At 68.2% G+C, this 24,867-nt stretch carries 26 protein-coding genes, 1 tRNA gene and 2 pseudogenes; 16 read left to right on the top strand and 13 right to left on the bottom strand.

Going from position 1 to position 24,867, the window contains the following annotated elements; genetic code table 11:
* Position 1: 1 nt before the first annotated feature.
* The 5 genes from A5711_RS12060 (at position 2) to A5711_RS12040 (ending at position 3,411) form a co-directional block, all read left to right on the top strand.
* Positions 2–778: a YggS family pyridoxal phosphate-dependent enzyme gene (locus A5711_RS12060; RefSeq protein WP_156744887.1), complete on the top strand. Its 777-nt coding sequence runs from the start codon at positions 2–4 to the stop codon at positions 776–778.
* A 62-nt stretch (positions 779–840) separates the two neighbouring features.
* The gene (locus A5711_RS12055) at positions 841–1,494 is read left to right on the top strand and encodes a cell division protein SepF (RefSeq protein WP_067946711.1); all 654 of its coding nucleotides are present in this window, start codon (positions 841–843) and stop codon (positions 1,492–1,494) included.
* A gap of 146 nt (positions 1,495–1,640) precedes the next feature.
* Positions 1,641–1,931, top strand: a complete 291-nt coding sequence (locus A5711_RS12050; RefSeq protein WP_007170773.1) for a YggT family protein — start codon at positions 1,641–1,643, stop codon at positions 1,929–1,931.
* A gap of 259 nt (positions 1,932–2,190) precedes the next feature.
* A complete protein-coding gene (locus A5711_RS12045; RefSeq protein WP_067946709.1) occupies positions 2,191–3,000 on the top strand; it encodes a DivIVA domain-containing protein in 810 nt (269 codons plus the stop codon).
* A gap of 96 nt (positions 3,001–3,096) precedes the next feature.
* Positions 3,097–3,411 (top strand): hypothetical protein, encoded by a 315-nt coding sequence (locus tag A5711_RS12040; protein ID WP_067946707.1) that lies wholly within the window; start codon positions 3,097–3,099, stop codon positions 3,409–3,411.
* Between the two features lie 3 nt (positions 3,412–3,414).
* On the opposite strand, the pseudogene A5711_RS12035 reads toward A5711_RS12040, so the two are convergent.
* From A5711_RS12035 to A5711_RS12015, 5 genes and pseudogenes are all read right to left on the bottom strand, one after another.
* A pseudogene (locus A5711_RS12035) lies at positions 3,415–4,110 on the bottom strand (phosphoribosyltransferase); the annotation flags it as partial.
* 34 nt (positions 4,111–4,144) lie between these two features.
* Positions 4,145–4,507, bottom strand: a complete 363-nt coding sequence (locus tag A5711_RS12030) for an STAS domain-containing protein (RefSeq protein ID WP_067946705.1) — start codon at positions 4,505–4,507, stop codon at positions 4,145–4,147.
* Positions 4,504–5,583 carry a B12-binding domain-containing protein gene (locus tag A5711_RS12025; protein ID WP_156744902.1) on the bottom strand — a complete coding sequence of 360 codons (1,080 nt, stop codon included), beginning with the start codon at positions 5,581–5,583 and terminating at the stop codon, positions 4,504–4,506. Before A5711_RS12025 ends, A5711_RS12030 begins: the two co-directional genes overlap by 4 nt.
* 17 nt (positions 5,584–5,600) lie before the next feature.
* Positions 5,601–7,262, bottom strand: coding sequence for a PP2C family protein-serine/threonine phosphatase (locus tag A5711_RS12020; protein WP_067946701.1), 1,662 nt, complete (start codon positions 7,260–7,262; stop codon positions 5,601–5,603).
* A 204-nt stretch (positions 7,263–7,466) separates the two neighbouring features.
* Positions 7,467–7,552: transfer RNA gene (locus A5711_RS12015), tRNA-Leu, on the bottom strand.
* Between the two features lie 95 nt (positions 7,553–7,647).
* Between A5711_RS12015 and A5711_RS12010 the strand changes: the two genes are divergently transcribed.
* Together A5711_RS12010 and A5711_RS12005 are read left to right on the top strand one after the other, a co-directional pair.
* Positions 7,648–9,012: a M20/M25/M40 family metallo-hydrolase gene (locus tag A5711_RS12010; RefSeq protein ID WP_067946699.1), complete on the top strand. Its 1,365-nt coding sequence runs from the start codon at positions 7,648–7,650 to the stop codon at positions 9,010–9,012.
* A 30-nt stretch (positions 9,013–9,042) separates the two neighbouring features.
* A complete protein-coding gene (locus A5711_RS12005) occupies positions 9,043–9,573 on the top strand; it encodes a YbhB/YbcL family Raf kinase inhibitor-like protein (protein WP_067946697.1) in 531 nt (176 codons plus the stop codon).
* Between the two features lie 40 nt (positions 9,574–9,613).
* On the opposite strand, the gene A5711_RS12000 is transcribed toward A5711_RS12005, so the two are convergent.
* Genes A5711_RS12000 through A5711_RS11990 form a run of 3 tightly spaced genes read right to left on the bottom strand, consistent with a single transcriptional unit; the run spans position 9,614 to position 12,026 of the window.
* Positions 9,614–10,696: a quinone-dependent dihydroorotate dehydrogenase gene (locus A5711_RS12000; protein WP_197520790.1), complete on the bottom strand. Its 1,083-nt coding sequence runs from the start codon at positions 10,694–10,696 to the stop codon at positions 9,614–9,616.
* A gap of 26 nt (positions 10,697–10,722) precedes the next feature.
* On the bottom strand, positions 10,723–10,977 hold the full coding sequence (locus A5711_RS11995; RefSeq protein WP_067946694.1) for a DUF5703 family protein: 255 nt from the start codon (positions 10,975–10,977) through the stop codon (positions 10,723–10,725).
* Positions 10,974–12,026 (bottom strand): YncE family protein, encoded by a 1,053-nt coding sequence (locus tag A5711_RS11990; protein WP_369829930.1) that lies wholly within the window; start codon positions 12,024–12,026, stop codon positions 10,974–10,976. The genes A5711_RS11995 and A5711_RS11990 overlap by 4 nt, the downstream gene beginning before the upstream one ends.
* 124 nt (positions 12,027–12,150) lie before the next feature.
* On the opposite strand from A5711_RS11990, the gene A5711_RS11985 reads away from it, so the two are divergent.
* The 7 genes from A5711_RS11985 (at position 12,151) to A5711_RS11955 (ending at position 17,744) form a co-directional block, all read left to right on the top strand.
* Positions 12,151–12,453 carry a hypothetical protein gene (locus tag A5711_RS11985; protein WP_067946690.1) on the top strand — a complete coding sequence of 101 codons (303 nt, stop codon included), beginning with the start codon at positions 12,151–12,153 and terminating at the stop codon, positions 12,451–12,453.
* A gap of 72 nt (positions 12,454–12,525) precedes the next feature.
* Positions 12,526–13,290, top strand: coding sequence for a histidine phosphatase family protein (locus A5711_RS11980; protein ID WP_067946688.1), 765 nt, complete (start codon positions 12,526–12,528; stop codon positions 13,288–13,290).
* A 73-nt stretch (positions 13,291–13,363) separates the two neighbouring features.
* On the top strand, positions 13,364–13,951 hold the full coding sequence (locus A5711_RS11975) for a DUF3090 domain-containing protein (RefSeq protein ID WP_067946686.1): 588 nt from the start codon (positions 13,364–13,366) through the stop codon (positions 13,949–13,951).
* On the top strand, positions 13,935–14,750 hold the full coding sequence (locus tag A5711_RS11970) for an SCO1664 family protein (RefSeq protein ID WP_369806091.1): 816 nt from the start codon (positions 13,935–13,937) through the stop codon (positions 14,748–14,750). The genes A5711_RS11975 and A5711_RS11970 overlap by 17 nt, the downstream gene beginning before the upstream one ends.
* A 31-nt stretch (positions 14,751–14,781) precedes the next feature.
* Complete coding sequence (locus A5711_RS11965; protein WP_067946681.1) at positions 14,782–15,582, top strand: 3'(2'),5'-bisphosphate nucleotidase CysQ; 801 nt, start codon at positions 14,782–14,784, stop codon at positions 15,580–15,582.
* Between the two features lie 24 nt (positions 15,583–15,606).
* A complete protein-coding gene (gene mshC / locus A5711_RS11960) occupies positions 15,607–16,842 on the top strand; it encodes a cysteine--1-D-myo-inosityl 2-amino-2-deoxy-alpha-D-glucopyranoside ligase (RefSeq protein WP_067946679.1) in 1,236 nt (411 codons plus the stop codon).
* A 17-nt stretch (positions 16,843–16,859) separates the two neighbouring features.
* Positions 16,860–17,744: an SDR family oxidoreductase gene (locus tag A5711_RS11955; RefSeq protein WP_067946677.1), complete on the top strand. Its 885-nt coding sequence runs from the start codon at positions 16,860–16,862 to the stop codon at positions 17,742–17,744.
* On the opposite strand, the gene A5711_RS11950 is transcribed toward A5711_RS11955, so the two are convergent.
* Together A5711_RS11950 and A5711_RS26820 are read right to left on the bottom strand one after the other, a co-directional pair.
* Entirely contained in the window at positions 17,741–18,631 is an 891-nt protein-coding gene (locus tag A5711_RS11950) for a PAC2 family protein (protein ID WP_067946675.1), read from the bottom strand. The genes A5711_RS11955 and A5711_RS11950 overlap by 4 nt on opposite strands.
* Positions 18,632–18,930: 299 nt before the next feature.
* Entirely contained in the window at positions 18,931–19,089 is a 159-nt protein-coding gene (locus tag A5711_RS26820) for a hypothetical protein (RefSeq protein ID WP_156744885.1), read from the bottom strand.
* A gap of 143 nt (positions 19,090–19,232) precedes the next feature.
* Here A5711_RS26820 and metH point away from each other — a divergent pair, with 143 nt between their 5' ends.
* Together metH and A5711_RS11940 are read left to right on the top strand one after the other, a co-directional pair.
* Entirely contained in the window at positions 19,233–22,895 is a 3,663-nt protein-coding gene (metH, locus tag A5711_RS11945) for a methionine synthase (RefSeq protein WP_369829931.1), read from the top strand.
* A gap of 8 nt (positions 22,896–22,903) precedes the next feature.
* Positions 22,904–23,188, top strand: coding sequence for a hypothetical protein (locus A5711_RS11940; RefSeq protein WP_067946670.1), 285 nt, complete (start codon positions 22,904–22,906; stop codon positions 23,186–23,188).
* Between the two features lie 22 nt (positions 23,189–23,210).
* On the opposite strand, the gene A5711_RS11935 is transcribed toward A5711_RS11940, so the two are convergent.
* The 3 genes and pseudogenes from A5711_RS11935 to A5711_RS28025 form a co-directional block, all read right to left on the bottom strand.
* Positions 23,211–23,978 carry a mannan-binding family protein gene (locus A5711_RS11935; RefSeq protein ID WP_067946668.1) on the bottom strand — a complete coding sequence of 256 codons (768 nt, stop codon included), beginning with the start codon at positions 23,976–23,978 and terminating at the stop codon, positions 23,211–23,213.
* A complete protein-coding gene (locus tag A5711_RS11930) occupies positions 23,975–24,658 on the bottom strand; it encodes a tetratricopeptide repeat protein (protein WP_067946665.1) in 684 nt (227 codons plus the stop codon). The genes A5711_RS11935 and A5711_RS11930 overlap by 4 nt, the downstream gene beginning before the upstream one ends.
* A 27-nt stretch (positions 24,659–24,685) precedes the next feature.
* Positions 24,686–24,867: pseudogene (locus tag A5711_RS28025) on the bottom strand (MCE family protein); the annotation flags it as partial.

The raw sequence follows: 24,867 nt of genomic DNA, 5'->3' as shown, positions 1-24,867 counted from the left end.
GATGGGGGCGCCGGAGGGTCACAGCGACCGGGAAACGGAATTGACCCACGCATTAGCGGCGGTGCGTTCGCGCCTTGCGGCGGCAGCGGAAGCCGCGGGTCGCAATGTCGGGGAAATCGAACTCCTGCCGATTACCAAATTCTTTCCAGCAACCGATGTCGTGACTTTGTCGCGATTGGGTTGCCGGGCCGTCGGCGAATCGCGGGACCAGGAAGCGTCGGCAAAAGTGAGCGAAGTCACGAAACTTTTGGCGGCTTCGTCACGGGCGGACGTGCCTCCCCTGCGCTGGCACATGGTGGGCCACATTCAGCGAAACAAAGCCCGGTCGGTTGCCCGCTGGGCGCACACCGCCCACTCGGTGGACAGCTCCCACCTCGTCAGCGCGCTCGACCGGGGCGTTTCGGCGGCCCTGGCCGAGGGCCGCCGCTCCGATCCGATGCGGGTCTACGTTCAGGTCAGCCTCGACGGCGACGAGACGCGGGGCGGCGTCGACATCTCGGCGCCGGGAGCGGTCGACCGATTGTGCGCGCAGGCCGAGGACGCGAAGTGCCTGGAACTGGCAGGTCTGATGGGCATTCCGCCGCTGGGTTCGAGTCCGGACGAGGCCTTCGAACGGCTGCGGACCGAGCACCTGCGCGTCCTGGAATCCCATCCGAACGCCGTCGGCCTGTCCGCCGGCATGTCCGACGATTTCGAAATTGCCGTCAAACACGGATCGACGTGTGTGCGTGTCGGTACCGCGCTATTGGGTCCCCGGCCGCTACCGTCACCGTATTAAGTCACTGTAGTCACATCTTCATCACTGACACCAAGCATCAGGGGCTAGAAGGGGTCAACGCAATGAGCACACTGCACAAAGTCAAGGCCTATTTCGGTATGGCCCCGATGGACGACTACGACGACGAGTATTACGACGACCACGCACCCTCCCGCGGCTTTCCGCGGCCGCGTTTCGACGACGGCTACGGACGCATGGAAGGCCGCTACGAGGGGCGCGACTACGACGACCCGCGCGAGCCCGCCGACTACGCGCCGCCGACCGGTTACCGCGGCGGCTACGCGGAGGAGCCACGCTACGGCGCCGTCCACCCCCGCGACTTCGAGCGGCCCGAGATGGGCAGGCCGCGCTTCGGGTCCTGGTTGCGCAACTCCACCCGCGGCGCGCTGGCGATGGACCCGCGCCGGATGGCGATGATGTTCGAAGAGGGCCACCCGCTCTCGAAGATCACCACGCTGCGGCCCAAGGACTACAGCGAGGCCCGCACCATCGGCGAGCGGTTCCGCGACGGCACCCCGGTCATCATGGACCTGGTATCCATGGACAACGCCGACGCGAAGCGGCTGGTCGACTTTGCGGCCGGCTTGGCCTTCGCGTTGCGCGGCTCCTTCGACAAGGTGGCGACCAAGGTGTTCTTGCTCTCGCCCGCGGACGTGGACGTGTCCCCCGAGGAGCGTCGCCGGATCGCCGAAACCGGTTTCTACGCTTACCAATAACCCGCGGTTCAGCGGCGCCGGGTTCGGCGCCGCTTCGACGGCCGGACCGGCTGAGATGTGGCCCGAGGCGGGGAGTCGGTACGCTGGCAGGCGCCGCGAAAGCCCGCGGCGCTTGACATCTCATCGGTAAGGTCGGGGCTCTTCAGTTGGTGCTGTTCTTTCAGATCCTTGGGTTTGCGCTGTTCATCTTCTGGCTGCTGCTCATCGCCCGGGTCGTCGTCGAGTTCATTCGCTCGTTCAGCCGTGACTGGCATCCCACCGGGATCACGGTGGTGATCCTCGAGATCATCATGTCGATCACGGATCCGCCGGTGAAGTTGCTGCGGCGGCTGATCCCACAGCTCACCATCGGGGCGGTCCGTTTCGACTTGTCCATCATGGTGCTGCTGCTGGTCGCGTTCATCGGCATGCAGCTGGCCTTCGGCGCCGCGGCGTAGGCCGGACGGGCCCTCGGGCCGGCCCCCTTCCAGCCTGGAGACGGTTCGGCCACGTTTTAGCGTCGGTTTGGTGCCTGCGATTTAAAAATTCTTAGGTTTCGGATTTTATTGCCCTGAGCGTTTGAAATTGGTTCTTATTTATTGGCCTAAACAGCAACGGTCGCGCCTGGTGTGACAGGATGGACGGCAGTTGCACGACGGCTACCACTGCGTTCTACACTTTCCAGAACGTTAGACAGGAACTTGAGGGGACGAAACAATGCCGCTTACACCAGCCGACGTCCACAATGTGGCGTTCAGTAAGCCACCGATCGGCAAGCGGGGCTACAACGAAGACGAGGTCGACGCCTTCCTCGATCTGGTGGAGGCCGAGCTGACGCGGCTCATCGAAGAGAACAGCGATCTGCGTCAGCGGATCGAGGAGCTGGACCAGGAGCTCGCTGCCGGCGGTGGCGCCAGCGCCGCTCCCGCGGCCGCGCCCACCCAGGCGATCCCCGTCCCCGAGCCGGAGCCCGCCCCGAAGGCGGCGCCGGTCGCCGCCCCCGCCGCCCCCGCGGCTTCCGCGGCGAGCAACGAGGAACAGGCCATGAAGGCCGCGCGGGTCTTGAGCCTGGCGCAGGACACCGCCGACCGCCTGACCAGCACGGCCAAGGCCGAGTCGGACAAGATGCTGGCCGACGCCCGTGCCAACGCCGACCAGATTCTCACCGAGGCGCGCCAAACCGCCGAGACCACGGTCGCCGACGCCCGGCAGCACGCCGACGCGATGCTCGCCGATGCGCAAACCCGCTCCGAAACCCAGCTGCGCCAGGCCCAGGAGAAGGCCGACGCCCTGCAGGCCGACGCCGAACGCAAGCACTCCGAGATCATGGGCACGATCAACCAGCAGCGCACCGTCCTGGAAGGCCGGCTCGAGCAGCTGCGCACCTTCGAACGCGAGTACCGGACCCGGCTCAAGACCTACCTGGAATCGCAGCTGGAGGAGCTCGGCCAGCGCGGATCGGCGGCGCCCGTCGACTCCAGCGCCGAAGCAGGCGGATTCGACCAATTCAATCGGGGTAACAACTAGCCTCACAGGCGTGCCGGACACTCGCCAAGCTGCGCGGTTGGCACACTGGACCTGCACACGAACTGGCTGTCCCGCTCGCCGCTTGGAGGATGACCGATGCTGATCATTGCGCTGGTACTGGCCCTGGTCGGGCTCGTCGCATTGGTGTTCGCCGTGGTCACGAGCAATGAGTTGGTGGCCTGGGTGTGCATCGGCGCGAGCGTGCTCGGCGTGGTGCTGTTGATCATCGACGCGTTGCAGGAGCGGCAGCGGCGCGACGCGGGCGGCGCGGCCCAGCAGGAGGCCGAGGCCGGCGACGAGCCGGTCGACTACCCCGAGGACGCGCCGCACGAACCGGGCGGAGCTGACGCGGAGGCGACCGAACAGTCCGCGGTGTCGGCCGAGGGCCGCGGCGACGAGGCCGCCAAGTAGCACTCAGCCGGTGGGTGTGGCGAGCGTCTCGCGCACCTCGTCGTCGCTGACCTGGTGAAAATCGCCGTACACCTGGCCGACGGCTTCGAATCCGGGCGGCATCGTCACGCATACCACCTCGTCGGCCTCGAGCCCGAGCTCGCGGCAGGTCGACGGCGGTCCTACCGGAACCGCGACAATTATCTTTTTGGGCGTCGAGCCGGCCCTGCCGGCTCGCACCGCTCGGACGGCGGCCAGCATGCTGGCGCCGGTGGCGATCCCGTCGTCCACCAGGATCACCACCTTGCCGCGGGGGTCGGACACCGGACGCCCGCCCCGATACGCGTTCTCGCGGCGGGCGAGTTCCGTTGTCTCGCTCTCGATCACGTCGCGTACTTCTTCGTCGGTGATGCGCAAGCTGGAAACGACGTCGTCGTTCATCACCAGGCCGCCGCCGCTGGCCACCGCGCCCATCGCGAGCTCCGACCAGCGCGGCACCCCGAGCTTGCGGACCAGGAACACATCCAGGGGGGCGTGCAGCGCCGCGGCGATCTCCCACGCCACCGGGACGCCGCCGCGGGCCAACCCGAAGACCAGCACGTCATCCCTGTCGCGGTAGGACATCAGCTGCTCGGCCAGCGCGTGACCGGCCTCGCGACGGTCACGGAACGTGCGCGTCGCAGTGCGCCGGAGGAATCCATTGGGTGTCATCGGTCGCATTCCACCCTACGGGCTTTCGTGGCGGCCGCGCCGGTCAGCGAACCCCGGTTTCTCCCGGGGCGTTCTGGCTCGCATTCGAGGCCGGCGCTGTCACGAGATGCTCGAACGTACCGGTCACGTCCAGGATGCGATCGAGGAATCGCGGCCGGTGGTCAAGGTGCAGGCGCACACCCGCCTGACAGCTGTGGCGATGCACGAGGAGGAGGGCGGACAGGCCCGCGGAATCGCAGAAGGCCAGTCCGGAGAGGTCGAGATGCAGGTTTGCCAGGGCGGGGTGGCGGCCGAGTAGTTGACCGGCGGCGTCGACCATGGCGTCGACGGTTTCGTAGACCAGGTCGCCGGAGACCTGTACGCACGCCGATCTTTCCGTCGTGGCGACGCTCAGGAACAGGTTCATCGTGACGCTCCCGGGCCGGCGACGGTGGCGAGGGCATCGTTTGCTACCCGCAGCAGGCGCTGGCTGCGTGGGAACTCCTTGAGTTGCGCGTCCAGCAAATCCAACGCGGGGTGAAGCGATGCCGCGGGAACGCCCCGGGCGGCGAGAATGTCGGCGGTCCAGGTGACGAAGTCGGCGAACAACGCGTCGTCGTCGGTGTACAGGCCGACGGTGAGGAAGTCGACGATGTGCGCGACGTCCTCGACGGTGTGCTGGCGCTGCGGTGTGGAGTAGGCGCGCATGGCGGGAAAGCGGTCCTCCAAATCGGCGACGGTGGACTTGACAAGCTGACCCGCGCTCCGGCTCACCATGGTGTACTCCTGGTCGGCCAGATGTGGCAGGTCATCGACCGGCTGTCGGCTGAAAGTGCGCCGAACGGCGGGGAATTCGCGGCGCAGGCGTTCGTCGGCGGTCCGCGCGTCGGGCGCCCACGCGTCGGCCCCCAGCTGCCTGGCGAAACGGCCGTCGCGGCCGAAGGCGGCCCCGCCGGCCAGGACGGGGAAACCGGCGGACTGGCACGCGATGATCGCGGCGTGCGCGTTGGGCAGCCGGGTGGGGATCGAGCAGGAGAGCGCCACGACGTCCGGTCCGTGCTGGTGCAGGTGGGCGATCAGGTGCGGGGTCGGGACCTGCGCCCCGAGGAAGTCGACGTGCCAGCCGCGCAGTCGCAGCACCTCTGCCAGCAGCCGGGCGGGCAAAGCGTGCCATTCGCCGTCCACGCACGCGAGAGTGACCCGGCCGCCGTGGGCGGGTACTTTGCCGGCGGGGTGGTGAGCCAGCGCGGCGATGACGCGGTCGTTGATGGCCGTGGCCGCGTGCTCCTGCGCGACGCTGATGCGGTTGGCGGCCCATTCGGTGCCCACCTTGTGCTGGATGGGAGCGATCACCTCCAGCAGCACGTCCTCGGGCGTCATGCCCGCATCCATCGCGGCGAACACGGTGGCTGCCGCCGCGTACTCGTCGCGGTTGGCGAGGGCCCCCCAGAGCCGCTCGCGGATCACGAGTTCGTCGCCGGCACCGGTAGCGGGGGCGGCCATATCGGTGTCGTAGGACCTCATGCCACGTACCTGCCGCGGGTGTGGCCGTCGACGGCGCTGAGGTGGGTGCGCTGCGGGGCGGTGATGGCGACGACCGCGATGTCGTCGTGCACGCGTTGCCCCACCCACTGCGCGGCCAGCATCAGGACGCGTTCGACGACGGCTTCGGCCGGCATGCCCGCGCATCCGGTCAGTGCGGCGGCCAGGCGCTCCTCGCCGAAGAAGTCATCGCCGAGCGGACCACCGCGGGCCTCGGTGATGCCGTCGGTGTACAGCACGCACGTCTCGCCCGGCGCCAGCGAAGTCTCGAACGACTGCACGGTGATGCGCTCCAGCGCGCCGACCAGCGTGCCCTTGGTGTCGGCCTCTTCCACCTGCCCGTTGTCGCGCACGATCAACGGCGGCGGATGCCCGGCGCAGGTCAACCGCAGCACCACCTGACCGTCCCGGTAGGCGACCGAGGCCAGGACCAACGTGGCGAACCGGGTGTGATCCGACGACAACATGGCGCGGTTGAGCAGCGTGAGCACACCCTCGTGGTCCTGCGCCAGCGGCGTCAGGGCCTGCAGCGTGTTGCGGATCTTGCCGGTCATCACCGCGGCTTCCAGCCCCTTGCCGCACACGTCGCCCAGCACCACCAGCGTCTCGTCCTCGGGCCGCGCCGCGGGATGGAAGTCGTAGAAGTCGCCGCCGACCACCTCGTAATCCTTCGAAGCCCGGTAGCCGCCAGCGAATTCGATGCCGTGCAGGCCGTGCAGCGGGGGAGGCAACAGGTCACGCATCAGGGTGCGGGTGATGGCGGCCTGTTCGGCATAGAGGCGTGCGGCGGACAACGCCGCCCCGGCGCGCGCGGCAAACAGGCCGGCGAAGAGTTCTTCGTCCGCGCTGTACCCCGGGCGATCGATGCGCCGAAGCAACACCAAAGCCCCCGCCGAAACCCCGTGCCCGGGCAGCGTCAGGATCATCACGGATCCCACTGGACCCGAGAAGTGTTGCGGCACAAGCCAATCCGGGACCGTCACGGGATCGATCCAGCCCGAGGATACCGGCGGGAATCCGTGCAGCGCCTCGCTCAAACCCGCCACCGTCGCCGGGTCGGCGCCGACACTGCACTGCTCCACGGGCCCCGCCGCACTGCTGTAGAAGACCGGCAGCCGCCGGCCGTGGCCCGCGGGAGCCACCAGCACCGCCGCGTCCGCCAGGTGCCGGGCGGCCATCTGCACCGTCGCTTCCCGGCAGCGGTCGACGTTGAGCGACGCGGTCAACACCGAAGACGCCTCGAGCAGGATCGCCGTGCGTTCCTGCTCGCGCGCCAGCGCTTCTTGCGCCTCCCGTAACAACTGGCCGGTGTCCTCGACCAGCGACCACGCCACCTCGCCGCTGGGCAGCACCGCTGCGTGCGCGTCGAATTTTCGACCCCCCACGCTTCCCGAGACGACGGAGGCGTTTCGATCGACCGCGCCGGGTTCAACTTGGACGAGGCGGTGGTGTGCGCGCGACAGCCAGTCGACGGACTCGTTGATCTGGCCGCCCTGCGTCGCGCCCGGCAGCAGGGACTGCGCCGACCCGCTCAGCGCCCGCACGATTCCCTCGCGGTCGATGACCAGCGTGGGGCACGGCACGGCCGCCCACAAAGCGTCGAGGTCGATCTCGACGCCTATGTGGGCACCATCATGCATGCGGTTGACCTGTCAACGCGGAAAGTTGATCTTGCTGACGTTACGCCGGCTCTAGGCGTACTGGGTTGGGGGAGAAGATCGTTCGTACTGGCCATGCGTCGAACGTGCAGAGAAGAGGCCTTTTCTCGACCCCGATAGCAATAACTCTATCAACACGGCCGGCGCTCCCGAGCTCCGACGCGAGAAGCGGCCCTGCGCCATGCGTGTCCGAGGGGGGACTTGAACCCCCACGCCCATTAGTAGGGCACTAGCACCTCAAGCTAGCGCGTCTGCCATTCCGCCACTCGGACAAGACCAACGAGAGTTGGCAGCTAAGGCTATCGGATTGTCTCACGCGCTCCCAACCCAGCCGGGCCGCTGAGCACCGCGCCCGGCGGCCCCGGCAATGGTAGGAAAGGTGGTTGTGACCGCCCAGACCGAGTTCCCGACCGGCCCAAGTGACGACGTCGTCGAGGTCGTCAGCAGGCTGATCCGGTTCGACACCACCAACACCGGCGAACCGGAGACCACGCGGGGCGAGGCCGAGTGCGCGCAGTGGGTCGCCGAGCAGCTGGCCCAGGTCGGCTACGCGCCCCAATATGTGGAGTCGGGGGCCCCGGGCCGCGGCAACGTGATCGCCCGCCTCGCGGGCGCCGACAGTTCGCGCGGCGCGCTGCTGATCCATGGGCACCTCGACGTGGTGCCGGCCGAGCCGGCCGAGTGGAGCGTGCACCCGTTTTCGGGTGCGGTCAAGGAAGGCTTCGTATGGGGCCGCGGCGCGGTCGACATGAAGGACATGGTCGGCATGATGATCGTGGTGGGCCGGCGGTTGAAGCAGGCGGGGATCGTGCCGCCGCGGGACCTGGTGTTCGCCTTCCTCGCCGACGAGGAACACGGCGGCACCTTCGGGGCGCAATGGCTGGTCGACAACCGGCCCGACCTGTTCGAAGGCGTCACGGAGGCGATCGGAGAAGTGGGCGGCTTCTCGTTGACCGTGCCCCGCCGCGACGGCGGCGAACGCCGGCTCTATTTGATCGAGACCGCCGAGAAGGGCTTGTCCTGGATGCGGCTGACCGCCCGCGGGCCGGCCGGACACGGATCGATGGTGCATGACCGCAACGCCGTCACCGCCGTCGCCGAGGCGGTCGCCCGGTTGGGCCGGCACCAGTTTCCCCTCGTGGTGACCGACACCGTCGCCCAGTTCCTGGCGGCGGTCAGCGAGGAGACCGGGCTGACGTTCGACGTCGAGTCGGGCGACCTGGCGGGGGCGGTCGAAAAGCTCGGCCCGATGGCCCGCATGCTCAAGGCCGTGCTGCACGACACCGCGAACCCGACGATGCTCAAGGCGGGGTACAAGGCGAACGTCGTCCCGGCCGTCGCGGAAGCGGTGGTGGATTGCCGAATCCTGCCGGGCCGCAAGGAGGCGTTCGAGGCCGAGGTCGACGAACTGCTCGGCCCGGACGTCACACGGGAATGGATCAAGAACTTCTCGTCGTATGAGACGAGCTTCGACGGCGACCTGGTGGACGCCATGAACGCGGCCGTGCTGGCCCTCGACCCGGACGGCCGCACGGTGCCCTACATGCTCTCCGGTGGCACCGACGCAAAATCGTTCGCGCGCTTGGGTATTCGTTGTTTCGGTTTCAGCCCGCTGCGGTTGCCGCCAGACCTCGATTTCACCGCGTTGTTCCATGGTGTCGACGAGCGGGTACCCGTTGACGCGCTGAGGTTCGGCACCGAGGTGCTGGCACACTTCCTGACACACTGCTGAAAGACACGACACGTAACGAGAGGATCGCTCATGAGCACCGCGCCCGACCCGTACGCCGCGCTGCCGCAGCTGCCGACGTTCACCCTGACGTCGGACTCGATCACCGACGGCCAGTCGCTGGCCAAGCCACAGGTCAGCGGGATCATGGGCGCGGGCGGAGAAGATGTCAGCCCGCAGTTGAGCTGGTCGGGGTTCCCAGGCGAGACCCGTAGCTTCGCCGTCACCGTCTACGACCCCGATGCCCCGACGGCCTCGGGATTCTGGCACTGGGCGGTGGCCAACCTGCCGGCCGACGTCACCGAACTGCCCGCGGGCGCGGGGGACGGCAGCGACCTGCCCGGTGACGCCCTGACTCTCGTCAACGACGCCGGGATGCGCCGCTACATCGGTGCCGCGCCGCCGCCCGGGCACGGGCCGCACCGCTACTACATCGCGGTGCACGCCGTGGACGTCGACAAGCTGGACCTCGGCGAGGACGCCAGCCCGGCGTACCTCGGCTTCAACCTGTTCCAGCACGCGATCGCGCGCGCCGTTATTCACGGCATCTACGAACAGAAGTAGCCGCTCGTCCTACCCCGGCCGGCCGTCGGTGTGCGGTCGCTTAGCCCGCCGGGCCACCGGACCTCGGCGCAGCCGAGCCAACGGCATCGCTGATCGAATCGAACCCGCCCTCGCGCAGCCGGCGGGCGATGCCGTCGTGAATGTGCTTGGGCCACAAGCCTCCTCCGTAGATGAAGCCGGTATAGCCCTGCAGCAGCGACGCGCCCGCGGTGATGCGCTCCCACGCGTCGTCGGCCGTCTCGATGCCGCCGACGCTGATCAGCACCAGCCGGTCGCCGACCCGCCCGTAGAGCCGCCGCAACACCTCGGCGGCGCGGCGTGCCACCGGCGGCCCGGAAATGCCGCCGGGTCCCAGCGCGTCGACCCCCGGCGTCCGAAGGCCCGCACGCGACACGGTGGTGTTGGTGGCGACGATCCCGGCCACGCCCAGCTCGACGGCCAGGTCGGCGACGTCGTCGAGGTCGGCGTCGGAAAGATCGGGCGCGATCTTGACCAGCACCGGCTTCGAGGTCTCGGCGAGGACGGCCGACAGGATGGGCCGCAGCGACTCGACGGCCTGCAGGTCGCGCAGTCCGGGCGTGTTCGGCGAGCTGACGTTGACCACCAGGTAGGACGCCAGCGGCCCGACCAGGCGGGCGCTGGCCCGGTAGTCGTCGACGGCTTCGGCGGCCGGTGTGGACTTCGTCTTGCCGATGTTGACCCCGATCGGAATGTCGGGCCGGTGACGCGCAAGCTGGATCGCCAGCGCGCCGGCGCCGAGGTTGTTGAAGCCCATCCGGTTCAGCAGGGCGCGGTCGGCGGGCAGCCGGAACATGCGCGGGGGCGGGTTGCCGGGCTGTGCGTTCGCGGTGACCGTGCCGACCTCGGCGTAGCCGAACCCCAGCGCGCCCCAGGTCATTAACCCCTTGCCGTCCTTGTCGAAGCCGGCCGCCAGCCCGAGCGGCCCCGGGAAGCGCACCCCGAGCACCGTGCTCGCCAGCACCGGATCGGTGGGGCCGAGCATTCGGTGCAACAGCCGCCGCGCCACGGCGACGGCGGTGGCGCCGCGCAGCACCCCGAAGACCAGCGTGTGGATGCGCTCGGGCGGAACCAGGAAGAACAGCCGTCGCACCAGGCGGTACAAACCGCCTTCGCGCGGTTGGGTCACCGTCACAGTTCCGGTTGGTCAGGCCGCCGGTTGTTCAGCCGAGACTTCTTGCGGCGCAACAACACTCGTCGGCTGCCGTCGTTGTAAAGCCGCACCCGGGTCAGCTCCCAGCCCCGGAATTCGGCCTCGATGGACAACCGGATCGACGCGCTGAGGCGGGTCACCTCGGGCGGCAGGCGCAGCGGCACCCACTCGTATTCGTCGGACAGCTCGGTGTCCCAGCCCGGGGGCAACTGACTTCGGCGCGGCGCGGTCAACGCTTACCCGCCGCGTGTTCGATGACCTGAACCCCCGCACCGGACCCCGACACCACGTACAAGGTGTCTGACGCTTCGTCGAAGGCCAGTGAGTTCGGTTGCTGCACGGTCGGGTAACGCACCTTTTCGACGGGAATTCCGGTGGACAGATCGTAACCAACCACCATATTGGAAGCGGTCTGGGTTACCCAGCTCAACTCGCGGGATCCGGCCAGGCCGTACGGCGCCTGGGGCACCGGATAGGCCTGCCGCAAGATCAGCGGGTCGACGCCGTACACCAACAGCTGGCCGCCCCGGGTGTCGGCGACCAGAACCCGGCCCCACGGGTCCGCGGCCATGGTGGTTGCGCCCTCGCCCGCGCGCAGCGCCTGGCGGGCTTGGCCGTCGGCGCCGATCGTCGTCACCGAGGTTTGCCCCCGGTCCAGGACCGCCGTCGTATTCCCTTGCGCGGCAAGCGCGTCGACGCGGGCGAAGATCTTGGTCCGGCTGCCGACGGTCGCGGTGTCGACGCTGCCCGGTGTCGGGGAGGCAAGGATATAGACAGCCCCGTCGGCGCTGCCCAACACCAGTTTGCCGTCGGCGCGCTGGGCGACCGCGGTGAAGTCGGCCTGCCCGGCGTCGGTGACGTTCACCTGCCTTGTACGGCCGGTGGTCAGGTCGACCACGACATAGCCGCCCCGGGCGGCCAGGAAGAGCGTGCCGTGGCCGTCGTCGGTCAGCGAGGTCGCCGGCCCCGGCAGGTCGATGACGCGCGGTGCGGCCTGCGGGTCACCGAAGACCGTGACGGTGGCAGGACCCGGCGGGGCGGCGGCGGGCGCCAGCACCGCGAGGTGGTGGGTGCCACGGTCGAACACCGCGGCCGTGGCGTGGGCGACCAGCGCGCGGACCACGCCGGCCGGGTTCTGCGACACCGGCGGCGACACGGCCGGCGCGGCCGGCTCGATGGTGGGCGGAGCCGATTTGAATGTATTCGACGAACATCCCGCGGCGGCGCCCAGCAAAAGCGCGACGCCAAGCAAACCTCGGCGAGCTGCCGCTCGGCGACGCACGTGCGTTGACAGCAATTCTTTCCCTCGCGTAACAACGGTGGACTGGGGACATTAAGGAACGCCTTCGCATCCAATATGGCCATGTCGCCTACATCAAGTCTCGCGGGCGGGGTATGGTCGGGCCATGGCCGTCACCGTTGACCGGCATATCGCGGAGAAAGAGTTTGCTGTCGAAGATTTGTCGACAGGCATTTTCGCCAGCGGATATGGACAAGTCGGTGATGGGCGCAGTTTTGCGTTCCACATCGAGCACCGATCGCTCGTCGTCGAAATTTACCGGCCGCGCCTTGCCGGGCCCGTTCCCCAGGCGGATGAAGTGGTCGCGAGGGCGATCCGCAGCCTGGTCGACATCGACGTCTCCGACGAGCGCAGCCTCATCGCCGCCGTCCGTGACTCGGTGGCGCACGCGGTGCCGGTCTCGCGCTAGTCAAGAACCCGCACCCGCACCGGGTACGGTCGTGATCGTGCTTTGGGCGACATGTCAGTGGGATACCGCGGTATGACGGTCATCCTGTTGCGCCACGGCCGCTCCACCTCGAACACCGCCGGCGTCCTCGCCGGACGCTCCGAGGGTGTCGACCTCGACGACAAGGGGCGCGACCAGGCCGCCGGACTGATCGACAGGATCGGCGACCTGGCCATCCGCGGGCTGATCAGTTCGCCACTGCTGCGCTGCCGGCGCACCGTCGAACCGCTCGCCGAAGCGCTGTGCCTCGAGCCGCTCATCGAAGACCGGCTCGCCGAAGTGGACTACGGGGACTGGACCGGCCGCAAGATCGCCGAGCTGGCCGGCGAGCCGCTGTGGCGGGTCGTGCAGGCCCACCCGAGTGCGGCGATGTTTCCCGGTGGCGAGGGGCTGGCGGAGGTGCAGGCGCGCGCCGTGGCCGCCGTCCGGGAGCACGATCGACGGCTGGCTGCCGAGCACGGCGGCGACGCCCTATGGGTGGCCTGCACCCACGGTGATGTCATCAAGGCGGTGGTCGCCGACGCCTACGGCATGCACCTGGACGCGTTCCAGCGGGTCACCGCCGACCCGGCGTCGGTGAGTGTGATCCGGTACACCGAATTGCGCCCATTTGTGTTGCACGTCAACCACACCGGTGCGAAGTTGGCTGCGGCGCTGCGGGCCGGGCCACCGCCCAAGGACGAGCCCCAGGATGAGGCGAAGGCGAAGACGGACGGTGAGTCCCAGCCGGCGCCGACGGGAGAGCCGGCCCCGGCCATGCCGTCCGGCGACGCGGTGGTCGGCGGCTCGACAGACTAATTCCGCTTAAAAGAGGGCAAGCGGGGCAATCGAATCGCACGGCGAAGGCAACAGCCGGTATTTTGGAGGTGCCATGGCCCGCGCAATTCACGTCTTCCGTACACCCGACCGCTTCGTGGCCGGGACCGTTGGTCAGCCCGGAAACCGCACGTTCTACATACAGGCGGTGCACGATGCCCGGGTGGTGTCGGTGGTGTTGGAGAAGCAGCAGGTGGCGGTGCTGGCCGAGCGCATCGGTGCGCTGCTGCTCGAGGTGAATCGCAGGTTCGGCACGCCGGTCCCCCCGGAGCCCGCCGAGGTCGAGGATCTCAACCCGCTGATCACCCCCGTCGACGCCGAGTTCCGGGTCGGAACCATGGGCCTGGGCTGGGATTCGGAGGCCCAGACCGTGGTGGTCGAATTGCTGGCCGTCACCGACGCCGAATTCGACGCGTCGGTGGTGCTAGACGACACCGAAGAGGGTCCCGACGCGGTGCGGGTGTTCTTGACGCCGGAGTCGGCGCGGCAGTTCGCCACGCGCTCCAATCGCGTCATCTCAGCGGGACGCCCGCCGTGTCCGCTGTGCGACGAACCGTTGGATCCGGAGGGCCATATCTGCGCGCGCGCCAACGGCTATAGGCGCAGCGCGCTGCTCGGGCCTGACGATGAACTTGAGGCCTGACGACCGTGAGGTGTTGCGCAACGGCGAGCTGACGGTCATCGGACGTATCCGCTCAGCCAGCAACGCCACCTTCCTGTGTGAGTCCACGCTCGGCGAATCGACCGTGCACTGCGTCTACAAGCCGGTCTCGGGCGAGGCGCCACTGTGGGACTTTCCCGACGGAACGCTGGCGGGTCGCGAAGTCGCCGCCTACCTGGTGTCGACGTGTTTGGGGTGGAACATCGTGCCCTACACGGTGATTCGTCACGGGCCTGCCGGTCCGGGCATGCTGCAGCTTTGGGTGGACCAACCGGGCGACGCCGCCGATTCCGCCCCGCGGCCCGGACCCGACCTGGTCGACCTGTTTCCCGCCAACCAACCTCAGCCCGGTTACCTGCCGGTGCTGCGGGCCTACGACTACGCCGGCGACGAGGTGGTCTTGATGCACGCCGACGACATCCGGCTGCGGCGGATGGCGGTCTTCGACGTGCTGGTCAACAACGCCGACCGCAAAGGTGGCCATGTGCTGCGCGACGTCGAGGGCCACGTCTACGGCGTCGACCACGGTGTGTGCCTGCATGTCGAGAACAAGCTGCGCACGGTGCTGTGGGGCTGGGCCAACAAGCCGGTCGACGAGAAGATGCTGGAGCCGGTGGCCGGACTCACCGAGGCCCTGACGGGCTCGCTGGGCGATGAATTGGCCGAGCACATCACGCGGGCGGAGATCGCGGCGCTGCGCAGGCGCGCGCACGCGCTGCTGGACGATCCGGTGATGCCGGGCCCCAACCGGCACCGGCCCATTCCGTGGCCGGCCTTCTGAGCGGCACTCGGGCGTCGGGAATACTGAGCCGGTGAGCCAGGGCCCGGATGAGTTGACCGATGCCGCACTGGCCGCCGAACTCGCCGCGGACGCGGGGGAGTTGCTGCTCAATGTGCGCGACGAGATCGGCTTCGGCCACCCGTGGGCGTTGGGCGACGCCGGCGACGCATTGGCCAACGAGCTCATCCTGCGCCGGTTGCGCGCCGAGCGCCCCGACGACGCGGTGCTCAGCGAGGAGGCCTACGACGACCGGCGCCGGCTCAAGTGCGACCGGGTGTGGATCATCGACCCGCTGGATGGCACCCGGGAGTACTCCACGCCGGGCCGCGACGACTGGGCGGTGCACATCGCGCTGTGGCAGCGTCCCACCGGCGACCCCACCAACGGCCAGCGGGAGATCACCGACGCGGCGGTGTCGTTGCCGGCCCGCGGGAACACGGTGTACCGCACCGACACCGTGACCGCCGGCGCCGCGCGCGTCGGCGTACCGCACACGTTTCGCATTGCCGTGAGCGCCACCCGGCCGCCCTTCGTGCTGCACCGCATGCGCCAATCGTTGGCGATACAGCCGGTGGCCATTGGTTCGGCGGGCGCCAAGGCGATGGCCATCATCGACGGCGACGTCGACGCCTACCTGCACGCGGGCGGGCAGTGGGAGTGGGACTCGGCGGCGCCGGCCGGCGTTGTGATGGCCGCCGGCATGCACGCGTCACGCCTGGACGGCTCGCCGATGCGCTACAACCAGTTCGACCCCTACCTGCCCGACTTCGTGATGTGCCGCGCCGAGGTGGCACCGATCCTGCTCGCTGCCATCCGCGACGCATGGCGCTAGGTCACCGCGTTTAGAGTCGTTGGCATGCAGTCGTGGGAGTTTCCACCGGTTCCGGTATTGCCGGGACGTGGACCGGAGCTCCGGCTGTATGACACCTCCGATCGCCAGGTGCGGCCGGTGGCGGCCGGATCGACCGCGACCATGTACGTCTGCGGCATCACCCCGTACGACTCCACTCATCTCGGACACGCGGCCACCTATCTCACCTTCGATCTGGTCTACCGGCAGTGGCTGGATCTCGGCCACGCCGTGCATTACGTGCAGAACGTCACCGACGTCGACGATCCACTGTTCGAGCGCGCCCAGCGCGACGGTGTCGACTGGCGTGAGCTCGGCGATCGTGAGGTCGTGCGCTTCCGGGAGGACATGGCGGCGCTGCGGGTCCTGCCGCCGCGCGATTATGTCGCGGCCACCCAGGCGATCCCCGAGGTGGTCGAGCTCGTCGAGAAGATGCTGGCCTCAGGGGCGGCGTACGTCGTCGACGGCGACTACCCGGACGTCTACTACCGGGCGGACGCCACCCCGCAGTTCGGCTACGAGTCGGGCTACGACCGCGAAACCATGCTGCGACTCTTCGAACAGCGCGGCGGCGACCCGCACCGGCCCGGCAAGAGCGACGAGCTGGACGCGCTGCTGTGGCGCGCCGCGCGGCCGGGAGAGCCGAGCTGGCCGTCACCGTTCGGCGACGGGCGGCCCGGCTGGCATGTCGAATGCGCGGCGATCGCGCTCAGCCGCATCGGCAGCGGCCTGGACATCCAGGGCGGGGGCAGCGACCTGATCTTCCCGCACCACGAATTCACCGCCGCACATGCCGAATGTGTAAGGGGCGAGCGGCGATTCGCCCGTCACTACGTGCACGCGGGCATGATCGGCTGGGACGGGCACAAGATGTCGAAGAGCCGGGGCAACCTGGTGCTGGTGTCGACCTTGCGGGCCCAGGGCATCGAGCCGGCGGCCATCCGGCTGGGCCTGCTGGCCGGGCACTACCGCGCGGACCGGTTCTGGAGCCAGCAGGTGCTCGACGAGGCCATCGCCCGGCTCGGGCGCTGGCGCACCGCGACGGGGTTGCCCGCCGGTCCCGACGCCGCCGACGTGATCGCGCGGGTGCGCCGATACCTCGCCGACGACCTGAACACGCCCAAAGCGCTTGCCGCGCTTGATGGTTGGACCACCGACGCGCTCGAGTACGGCGGCCACGACGCCGAAGCGCCGAAGCTGGTGGCGACCGCGATCGATGCGCTGCTCGGGGTGGAACTGTAAAGGGTACGTTTGCCGCCATGACGTCACTGCAGGACAAAGTTGTTTTGATCACCGGCGGGGCCCGGGGCATCGGGGCCGAGGTCGCCCGCCGGCTGCGTAACAAGGGCGCCAGGTTGGTGCTCACCGATCTCAACGACACCGAGCTGAAAGCGCTGGCCGCCGAACTCGGCGACGACCGCGTGCTGACGGCGGTCGCCGATGTGCGAGACCTGCCGGCGATGCAGGCCGTCGCCGCGCAGGCCGTCGAGCGGTTCGGCGGCATCGACGTCGTCGTGGCCAACGCGGGCATCGCCAGCTACGGGTCGGTGTTGCGAGTCGACCCGGAGGCGTTCAAGCGGGTGATGGACATCAATGTGCTCGGCGTTTTCAACACCGTGCGGGCCACGCTGCCGGCGGTGATCGAGCGCCGCGGCTACGTGTTGATCGTCTCGTCGCTGGCCGCATACGCCGCCTGCCCGGGCCTGGTTCCCTACAACGCGTCGAAGGCCGGCGTCGAGATCCTCGCCAACGCGCTGCGGCTGGAGGTCGCCCACCGCGGCGTCGACGTCGGCTCGTCGCACATGTCGTGGATCGACACCGCCCTGGTCCGCGACACCGAGGCCGACCTGCCCGCCTTCGGCAAGCTGCTCGCCAGCTTCCCCTGGCCGCTGAACAAGACCACCACCGTCGACAAGTGCGCGGACGCGTTCGTCAAGGGCATCGAACGCCGCCGCAACCGCGTCTACTGCCCGGGTTGGGTCGCCCTGTTCCGCTGGATCAAGCCGGTACTGTCCACCCCGGTCGGGGAACTGCCCCTGCACAAGCCCACCGCGGAGCTACTGCCCCAGCTGGACGCCCAAGTCGCGGCGCTCGGCCGGTCCACCAGCGCCTACAACCAGGGCTTGGGCAAGAAGCAGGGTTAGCGGCCGAAGCCGGGACGACGGCGCCGCAGATACCGCTCGAACTCGGCGGCCAGCGCGTCGCCGTCGATCTTGCCCAGGGCCTCGTTCATGTCGACCTCGGCGTCGCCGCGCTGCTCCAGCGACGACACGTATTCGGCCAAATCCTCGTCCTCGGCGGCCATCTCGGTGATGGCCTGCTCCCACTCCTCGGCCTCCGTCGGCAGGTCGGCCAGCGGAACCTCGATGTCGAGCACGTCCTCGACGCGGCGCAGCAGCGCCACCGTCGCCTTCGGGTTCGGCGGCTGCGACACGTAGTGCGGCACCGCCGCCCAGAACGTCACGGCGGGGATCCCGGCGGCCACGCAGGCGTCCTGGAACACCCCGGCGATGCCGGTCGGGCCCTCGTAGCGGCTCTCCTCGAGCCCGAAGCGTTTCGCCGACTCGGGGGAGTAGGCCGCGCCCGAGACCGGGACCGGCCGGGTGTGCGGCGTGTCGGCGAGCAGGGCGCCCAGGATCACCACGGTGTCCACGTTGAGCTTGTCGGCGATGGCGACCAGTTCGGCGCAGAAGGTGCGCCAGCGCATGTTGGGTTCCACCCCGTGCATCAACACGACGTCGCGGTCGCTGCCCGGCGGCCGGCAGTGCGAAATACGCATCGCCGGCCACACCAGCTCCCGGGTGACCCCGTCGACCTGCCGGATGACCGGGCGATTCACCTGGTAGTCGTAATATGCCTCGTCGTCGATCTCCAGGATCGGGTCGGCTTCCCAGATGGCCTCGAGGTGCTCGAGCGCGTCGCTGGCCGCGTCGCCGGCGTCGTTCCAGCCCTCAAACGCCGCCACGACGATGGTGTTGTGCAGTTCGGGCAGTGCGGCTCCTCCATAGGGCCGGCCCTGGGGCGGGGTCACAGAATCAGCGTACGGCCTTGCGCCCCGATGTTCGGCGTGACCATCGGCCTTGCCTGTCAGGGACCTGTCAACCTCTGGGCCTTTTGCATAGGACGACTATCCTTGTGGGGTGACTGCCGTGAGCGACCACGACTACGACACCGACATCCTCGACGCTTTGGCACCGCGTGTGATGGCCGGTGACGGGGCGATGGGCACTCAATCGCGGGCCGCTGACCTGGGCATCGGCGACCGCAACAACCGGCGTCGGCGCGGTCGAGACGAAATACGTTCGGCCGCAATCTGGTTAACCTTGGTAACTACGACATTGCCGACAAGATCCGCGAGTCGGCGCTCACGGGCAGCGCGATCGCCGAGCGGGTCGGGTCGAGCAGGGCGTCCAGTCGTCGGGTGACGACGTAGACTTTTCTGGTCGAGAGGCGTTGCAACGGTTCGCCGGCCATGCCGGTATCCGCCACGCTCGGCAGAGTCAAGGACGCCTTCCGCTACGGAAGGAACGTACGTGAACGCCCCCAAAAGCGCCCCGGCGTCGGAGACCTTCGTGCCGAACATCCGCCCCGACTGCGCCGAAGAACTGACGGCCGCCCTGCGCCGGCGAATCATGGTGATCGACGGCGCGATGGGCACGGCGATCCAGCGGGACCGGCCGGACGAGGCCGGTTACCGCGGCGACCGGTTCACGGAGTGGCCGACCGCCCTTCAGGGCAACAATGACCTGCTCAACCTGACGCAGCCGCAGATCATCGAGGGGATCCACCGCGAGTACCTCGAGGCGGGCGCCGACATCCTGGAAACCAACACGTTCAACGCGAACGCGATCTCGCTCTCCGACTACGGCATGCAGGACCTGGCCTACGAGCTCAACTACGCCGGCGCCGCCCTGGCCCGCAAGGCCGCCGACGAATACAGCACCCCGGAGAAGCCCCGTTACGTCGCCGGCGCCATCGGGCCGACGACGCGGACCGCGTCGATCTCGCCGGACGTCAACGACCCGGGCGCCCGCAACGTCTCCTACGACCTGCTGGTCGCCGCCTACCTCGAAGCCGCGAACGGCCTGGTCGACGGCGGTGTCGACCTCTTGATCATCGAGACGATCTTCGACTCGCTGAACGCCAAGGCCGCGGTGTTCGCCGTCGAGACGCTTTTCGAGGAGCGCGGACGCCGCTGGCCGGTGATCATTTCGGGCACCATCACCGATGCTTCCGGCCGGACGTTGTCCGGTCAGGTCACCGAGGCTTTCTGGAACTCGATCAGGCACGCGAAGCCGCTCGCGGTCGGCCTCAACTGCGCGCTGGGCGCGCCGGAGATGAGGCCCTACATCGCCGAGGTGGCGCGGATCGCGGACACCTTCGTCTCCTGCTATCCGAACGCCGGCCTGCCCAACGCGTTCGGCGAGTACGACGAGTCCCCGGAGCGCCAAGCCGGCTACATCGCCGACTTCGCGGAGGCGGGCCTAGTCAATCTCGTCGGCGGGTGCTGCGGGACGGCGCCGCCGCACATCGCCGAGATCGCCAAGGTCGTCGAGGGCAAACCGCCGCGCGAGCTGCCGGAGATCGAGGTGGCCACGCGCCTTTCGGGCCTCGAGCCGCTGAACATCACCGACGATTCCCTGTTCGTGAACATCGGTGAGCGCACCAACATCACCGGCTCCGCCCGGTTCCGCAACCTGATCAAGGCCGAGGACTACGACAGCGCGCTGTCGGTCGCCCTGCAGCAGGTCGAGGTCGGTGCGCAGGTCATCGACATCAACATGGACGAGGGCATGATCGATGGCGTCGCCGCGATGGACCGGTTCACCAAGCTGATCGCGGCCGAGCCGGACATCAGCCGCGTTCCGGTGATGATCGACTCCTCCAAGTGGGAGGTCATCGAGGCCGGCCTGAAGAACGTGCAGGGCAAGCCGATCGTCAACTCGATCTCCATGAAGGAGGGCGAGGAGAAGTTCGTCCGCGAGGCGCGGCTGTGCCGCAAGTACGGCGCCGCCGTCGTCGTGATGGCCTTCGACGAACAGGGGCAGGCCGACAACCTGGAGCGGCGCAAGGAGATCTGCGGTCGCGCCTACCGGATCCTGACCGAAGAGGTCGGCTTCCCACCCGAGGACATCATCTTCGACCCGAACTGCTTCGCGCTGGCCACCGGTATCGAGGAGCACGCGACCTACGGGATCGACTTCATCGAAGCCTGCGCCTGGATCAAGGAGAACCTTCCGGGGGTGCACATCTCCGGAGGCATCTCGAACGTGTCGTTCTCGTTCCGGGGCAACAACCCCGTGCGCGAGGCGATCCATTCGGTGTTCTTGTTCCACGCCATCAAGGCGGGCCTGGACATGGGCATCGTCAACGCCGGTGCGCTGGTGCCGTACGACTCGATCGACCCCGAGCTACGGGATCGCATCGAGGACGTGGTGTTGAACCGTCGCGCGGATGCGGCCGAACGGCTGCTGGAGATCGCGGAACGGTTCAACAGCAAGGAGAAGGGCGAGGACCCCGCGACTGCCGAGTGGCGGAGCCTGCCCGTCCGCGAGCGGATCACGCACTCCCTGGTCAAAGGGATCGACGCGCACGTCGATGACGACACCGAGGAACTACGGGCCGAGATCGCGGCGGCGGGTGGCCGCCCGATCGAGGTGATCGAGGGCCCGCTGATGGACGGCATGAACGTCGTCGGTGACCTGTTCGGCTCGGGCAAGATGTTCCTGCCCCAGGTCGTGAAGTCGGCGCGGGTGATGAAGAAGGCCGTCGCGTACCTGCTGCCGTTCATCGAGAAGGAGAAAGAGCAGAACGGCACCGCGGCGGCGAAGGACACCAACGGCACCATCGTGATGGCGACCGTGAAGGGCGACGTGCACGACATCGGCAAGAACATCGTCGGGGTTGTGTTGCAGTGCAACAACTTCGAAGTGATCGACCTCGGTGTGATGGTGCCCGCCGAGAAGATCCTGGCCGCGGCGAAGGAGCACGACGCCGACATCATCGGACTGTCCGGACTGATCACCCCATCGCTGGACGAGATGGTCAACTTCGCCGTAGAGATGGAACGCCAGGGCCTGGAAATCCCGCTGCTGATCGGTGGTGCGACCACCTCGCGCGCCCATACGGCCGTGAAGGTGGCGCCGCGTCGCAGTGGCCCGGTGGTCTGGGTCAAGGACGCCTCCCGCTCGGTGCCGGTCGCCGCCGCGCTGCTCGACGACAAGCAGCGTCCAGCCCTGCTGGAGGCCACCGCGAAGGATTACGCCGACCTGCGCGAACGGCACTCCCAGAAGAACGAGCGGCCAATGCTGACGCTGGAGAAGGCGCGCGCGAACCGGACGCCCATCGAATGGGACGGCTACACGCCGCCGGTGCCCGCCCAGGGTCTAGGCGTCCGGGAATTCCAGGACTATGACATCGCCGAGTTGCGTGAGTACATCGACTGGCAGCCGTTCTTCAACGCCTGGGAGATGAAGGGCAGATTCCCGGACATCCTCAACAACCCCGTCTCGGGCGAGGCTGCCCGCAAGCTGTACGACGACGCCCAGGAGATGCTCGACACCCTGATCAAGGAGAAGTGGCTGACCGCCAACGGGGTGATCGGGTTCTTCCCGGCCAACGCGGTTGGGGACGACATCGAGGTGTACACCGACGAGACCCGCACCGAGGTGCTGACGACGTTGCACAACCTGCGCCAGCAGGGTGAGCATCGGGACGGCATCCCGAACCGGTCGCTGGGCGACTACGTCGCGCCCAAGGACACCGGTCTGGCTGACTACGTCGGCGCGTTCGCCGTCACCGCGGGGCTCGGCAGCCAGGAGAAGATCGCGGAGTTCAAGGCGGCCGTCGACGATTACAGCGCGATCCTGCTGGAGTCGCTCGCGGACCGGCTGGCAGAGGCTTTCGCCGAACGGATGCACCAACGGGTCCGCAAGGAGTTCTGGGGATTCCAGCCGGACGAGCAGCTGGACAACGATGCGCTCATCGGCGAGAAGTACGTGGGGATCCGCCCAGCCCCGGGCTACCCGGCCTGCCCGGAGCACACCGAGAAGGCGACACTGTGGGAGTTGCTGGACGTCAAGGAGCGGACCGGCATCGAGCTGACGGAGTCGATGGCGATGTGGCCCGGTGCCGCCGTCAGCGGCTGGTATTTCTCGCATCCGCAGTCGCAGTACTTCGTGATCGGTCGGATGGCCCAGGACCAGGTCGCCGACTACGCGAAGCGCAAGGGCTGGACCCTGCGGGAAGCCGAGCGTTGGCTCGCCCCGAACCTCGGCTACAACCCGGAGGACTGAGTAGGGGGATGTTCATGCTGGAGCGAGAGCTGAACCGCATCGTCGATATCGCGGTGGAAGCCGTGAACGCTACGGTCCTGCACGTGCGGCGCATCGTCGGAGCGCTGGGTACTGCGCTCGACCGCACGAAGCGCGAAGTCAGCGATTTAGCCTGGGATTACGGCGATCTGGCGGCAAGCGTCCGCTTCACGGCCCGCAGCAGCCGCGCGTCCACCGGGGACGGTCAGGTGGCGCACAGCGAGCACGTTGCCGACGTGATATCGATCGACCTGCGTCGTCGAAAGGCCAACTGAGCCAGCCGCACAGGCGCAGATGCTAGATGCGCAGCACCGAACTCAACGCGGACAACGGGATGTGTGCTTGCACCGTGCCGCCGTCCATGAACCACTGCATCACGCCGGGCGTGAAGTTGAGGGGCTCGTCGTGCGCCACCGGGTAGTCCGGCATGTACAGGATCAACTCGTCCGGAGTGACCGCCCACGCCTTGTAGGCCCCGGAGTAGACCTTGTCGGGAGTCCAGCGGTCGACGGTGAACGGGTAGGTTCCCGGGTCGTGTGGCGGCGGCGCCTGATCGAGCGCGGTTTGGATAAACGGTTGGGCCAGTGGGGGAATGGCCGTCAGCGGATTTGATGTCGTCAGATCCGCCAGCTGCATGCGTCGGCCACTTGCCATGTCGAACGTGAAGGTCCGGTAGGCGTTGTTGGGCTTTGGCCCGTCAGCGTGGTAGTCCTCGTGGAACACGGCGCTGAGCAGATTGCCGTGCCGGAATACCTCGAAGTTCTCCTCGCCGTAGCTGTCGGCGGCCATGGCGCCGTTGGCCGTCTTCCAATTGTTGACCAGGGTGCGCAGGTAGTCGCGGATCACCGGGCCCGTGGTCGGATTGTCGACCAGGTCGTCGGGCACCGCGACCTTGATGTCCCGGACGGCCTTGCGCTCCGACGTGACAGAGGTGTGGCAGTACTGGCCGTCCCAGTCACCGCCGAGCTCACCGCAGAATGACGGCGCCGACGCGTGCGCCGTAGCCGCGGTGGGAATCGTTGTGGCCGCGGCCAATACGACTGCCGCCAAGATCCGTCGGATCACAGCAGCTGAACCTTGCTCGCCCGCCAGCGGTCGTCGACCTTTTCCATGGTCATCTTGATCCTGCTGCGGTCGATGCGCGGGTCGGGTGCGGCGGTGTTGGTGACGGTCTGGTCGATGAAGACCAGCACGACAACCTTGTTCGCCGACTCGGACTGAATCGCCGAGTCCACCACCACGCCGTGCGCGGTCGCCTTGTTGTCGATCAGCAGCTGGCGGAGCTTGACGCTGGACTGGGTGTACATGTCCTTGAACTCGCCCGTCGCGCCATCGAGAACCTGCCTGAAGTTCTCGTCGACCTTGTTCGAATCAATGCTCGTCAGCACTTGCGCGTAGGCGATGGCCGCCTGCTGGGCCTGCTCGCCGGCCAGTTTGACCTGATGCTCTTGCCACAGCCGCCAGCCGAGGAAACCCGAAACGCCAAGCGAGGCAACGAGCAACACCGGCAACACGCAGCGGCGCAGATAGCGCTTCCACGGGCGCCTAGGGCCCTCGTTCTTGGGACGCTTGCCTTTTAGCAGCGCACCGACGTCGCCGCCCTCGTCTTCATCGGCTGCCTCGCCGGATTCTTCGCCGCGCACCTCGTCGGCGTCTTCGGTTGCTTCCGGTGTTTCGGCGTCCGGCTCCAGTTCGGCGTGCGCCTTGGCCTTCGGGTTCTTCTCGGTGGTCACGATCACGGTCATCTCCTAGGGATCGGCTCAGATGTTAGGTCAGTGGGGCGGTTCGATCGGCAGCGCCGGCCCGCCGCCGGGGGCGAACCTGGGCCAACGGACCGATCCGACCCCCCGGGGCCGCTACACCATTCCCACCCCCTACGGCGGGCCGGCGGTGTCGTCGCCGCCCGGCCGTGGCGCGTTCTTGGCGCCGCGGATGGAGACCGCCGGGTCGTCGT

It is taken from the genome of Mycobacterium sp. E2238 (genome assembly GCF_001672665.1).
GTDB lineage: Bacteria > Actinomycetota > Actinomycetes > Mycobacteriales > Mycobacteriaceae > Mycobacterium.
Note: the sequence above shows the minus strand (reverse complement) of the source record. Positions and strands in the feature narration are given on the sequence as shown.

Bases quoted from the DNA above. Each gene is read 5' to 3' on its own strand.
- A5711_RS12060 (WP_156744887.1), top strand. From the start codon at position 2: ATGGGGGCGCCGGAGGGTCACAGCGACCGGGAAACGGAATTGACCCAC.
- A5711_RS12055 (WP_067946711.1), top strand. From the start codon at position 841: ATGAGCACACTGCACAAAGTCAAGGCCTATTTCGGTATGGCCCCGATG.
- A5711_RS12045 (WP_067946709.1), top strand. From the start codon at position 2,191: ATGCCGCTTACACCAGCCGACGTCCACAATGTGGCGTTCAGTAAGCCA.
- A5711_RS12040 (WP_067946707.1), top strand. From the start codon at position 3,097: ATGCTGATCATTGCGCTGGTACTGGCCCTGGTCGGGCTCGTCGCATTG.
- A5711_RS12030 (WP_067946705.1), bottom strand. From the start codon at position 4,507: ATGAACCTGTTCCTGAGCGTCGCCACGACGGAAAGATCGGCGTGCGTA.
- A5711_RS12025 (WP_156744902.1), bottom strand. From the start codon at position 5,583: ATGGCCGCCCCCGCTACCGGTGCCGGCGACGAACTCGTGATCCGCGAG.
- A5711_RS12020 (WP_067946701.1), bottom strand. From the start codon at position 7,262: ATGCATGATGGTGCCCACATAGGCGTCGAGATCGACCTCGACGCTTTG.
- A5711_RS12010 (WP_067946699.1), top strand. From the start codon at position 7,648: ATGGTAGGAAAGGTGGTTGTGACCGCCCAGACCGAGTTCCCGACCGGC.
- A5711_RS12005 (WP_067946697.1), top strand. From the start codon at position 9,043: ATGAGCACCGCGCCCGACCCGTACGCCGCGCTGCCGCAGCTGCCGACG.
- A5711_RS11985 (WP_067946690.1), top strand. From the start codon at position 12,151: ATGGCCGTCACCGTTGACCGGCATATCGCGGAGAAAGAGTTTGCTGTC.
- A5711_RS11980 (WP_067946688.1), top strand. From the start codon at position 12,526: ATGACGGTCATCCTGTTGCGCCACGGCCGCTCCACCTCGAACACCGCC.
- A5711_RS11975 (WP_067946686.1), top strand. From the start codon at position 13,364: ATGGCCCGCGCAATTCACGTCTTCCGTACACCCGACCGCTTCGTGGCC.
- A5711_RS11970 (WP_369806091.1), top strand. From the start codon at position 13,935: ATGAACTTGAGGCCTGACGACCGTGAGGTGTTGCGCAACGGCGAGCTG.
- mshC (WP_067946679.1), top strand. From the start codon at position 15,607: ATGCAGTCGTGGGAGTTTCCACCGGTTCCGGTATTGCCGGGACGTGGA.
- A5711_RS11955 (WP_067946677.1), top strand. From the start codon at position 16,860: ATGACGTCACTGCAGGACAAAGTTGTTTTGATCACCGGCGGGGCCCGG.
- metH (WP_369829931.1), top strand. From the start codon at position 19,233: ATGGTGATCGACGGCGCGATGGGCACGGCGATCCAGCGGGACCGGCCG.
- A5711_RS11940 (WP_067946670.1), top strand. From the start codon at position 22,904: ATGTTCATGCTGGAGCGAGAGCTGAACCGCATCGTCGATATCGCGGTG.
- A5711_RS11930 (WP_067946665.1), bottom strand. From the start codon at position 24,658: ATGACCGTGATCGTGACCACCGAGAAGAACCCGAAGGCCAAGGCGCAC.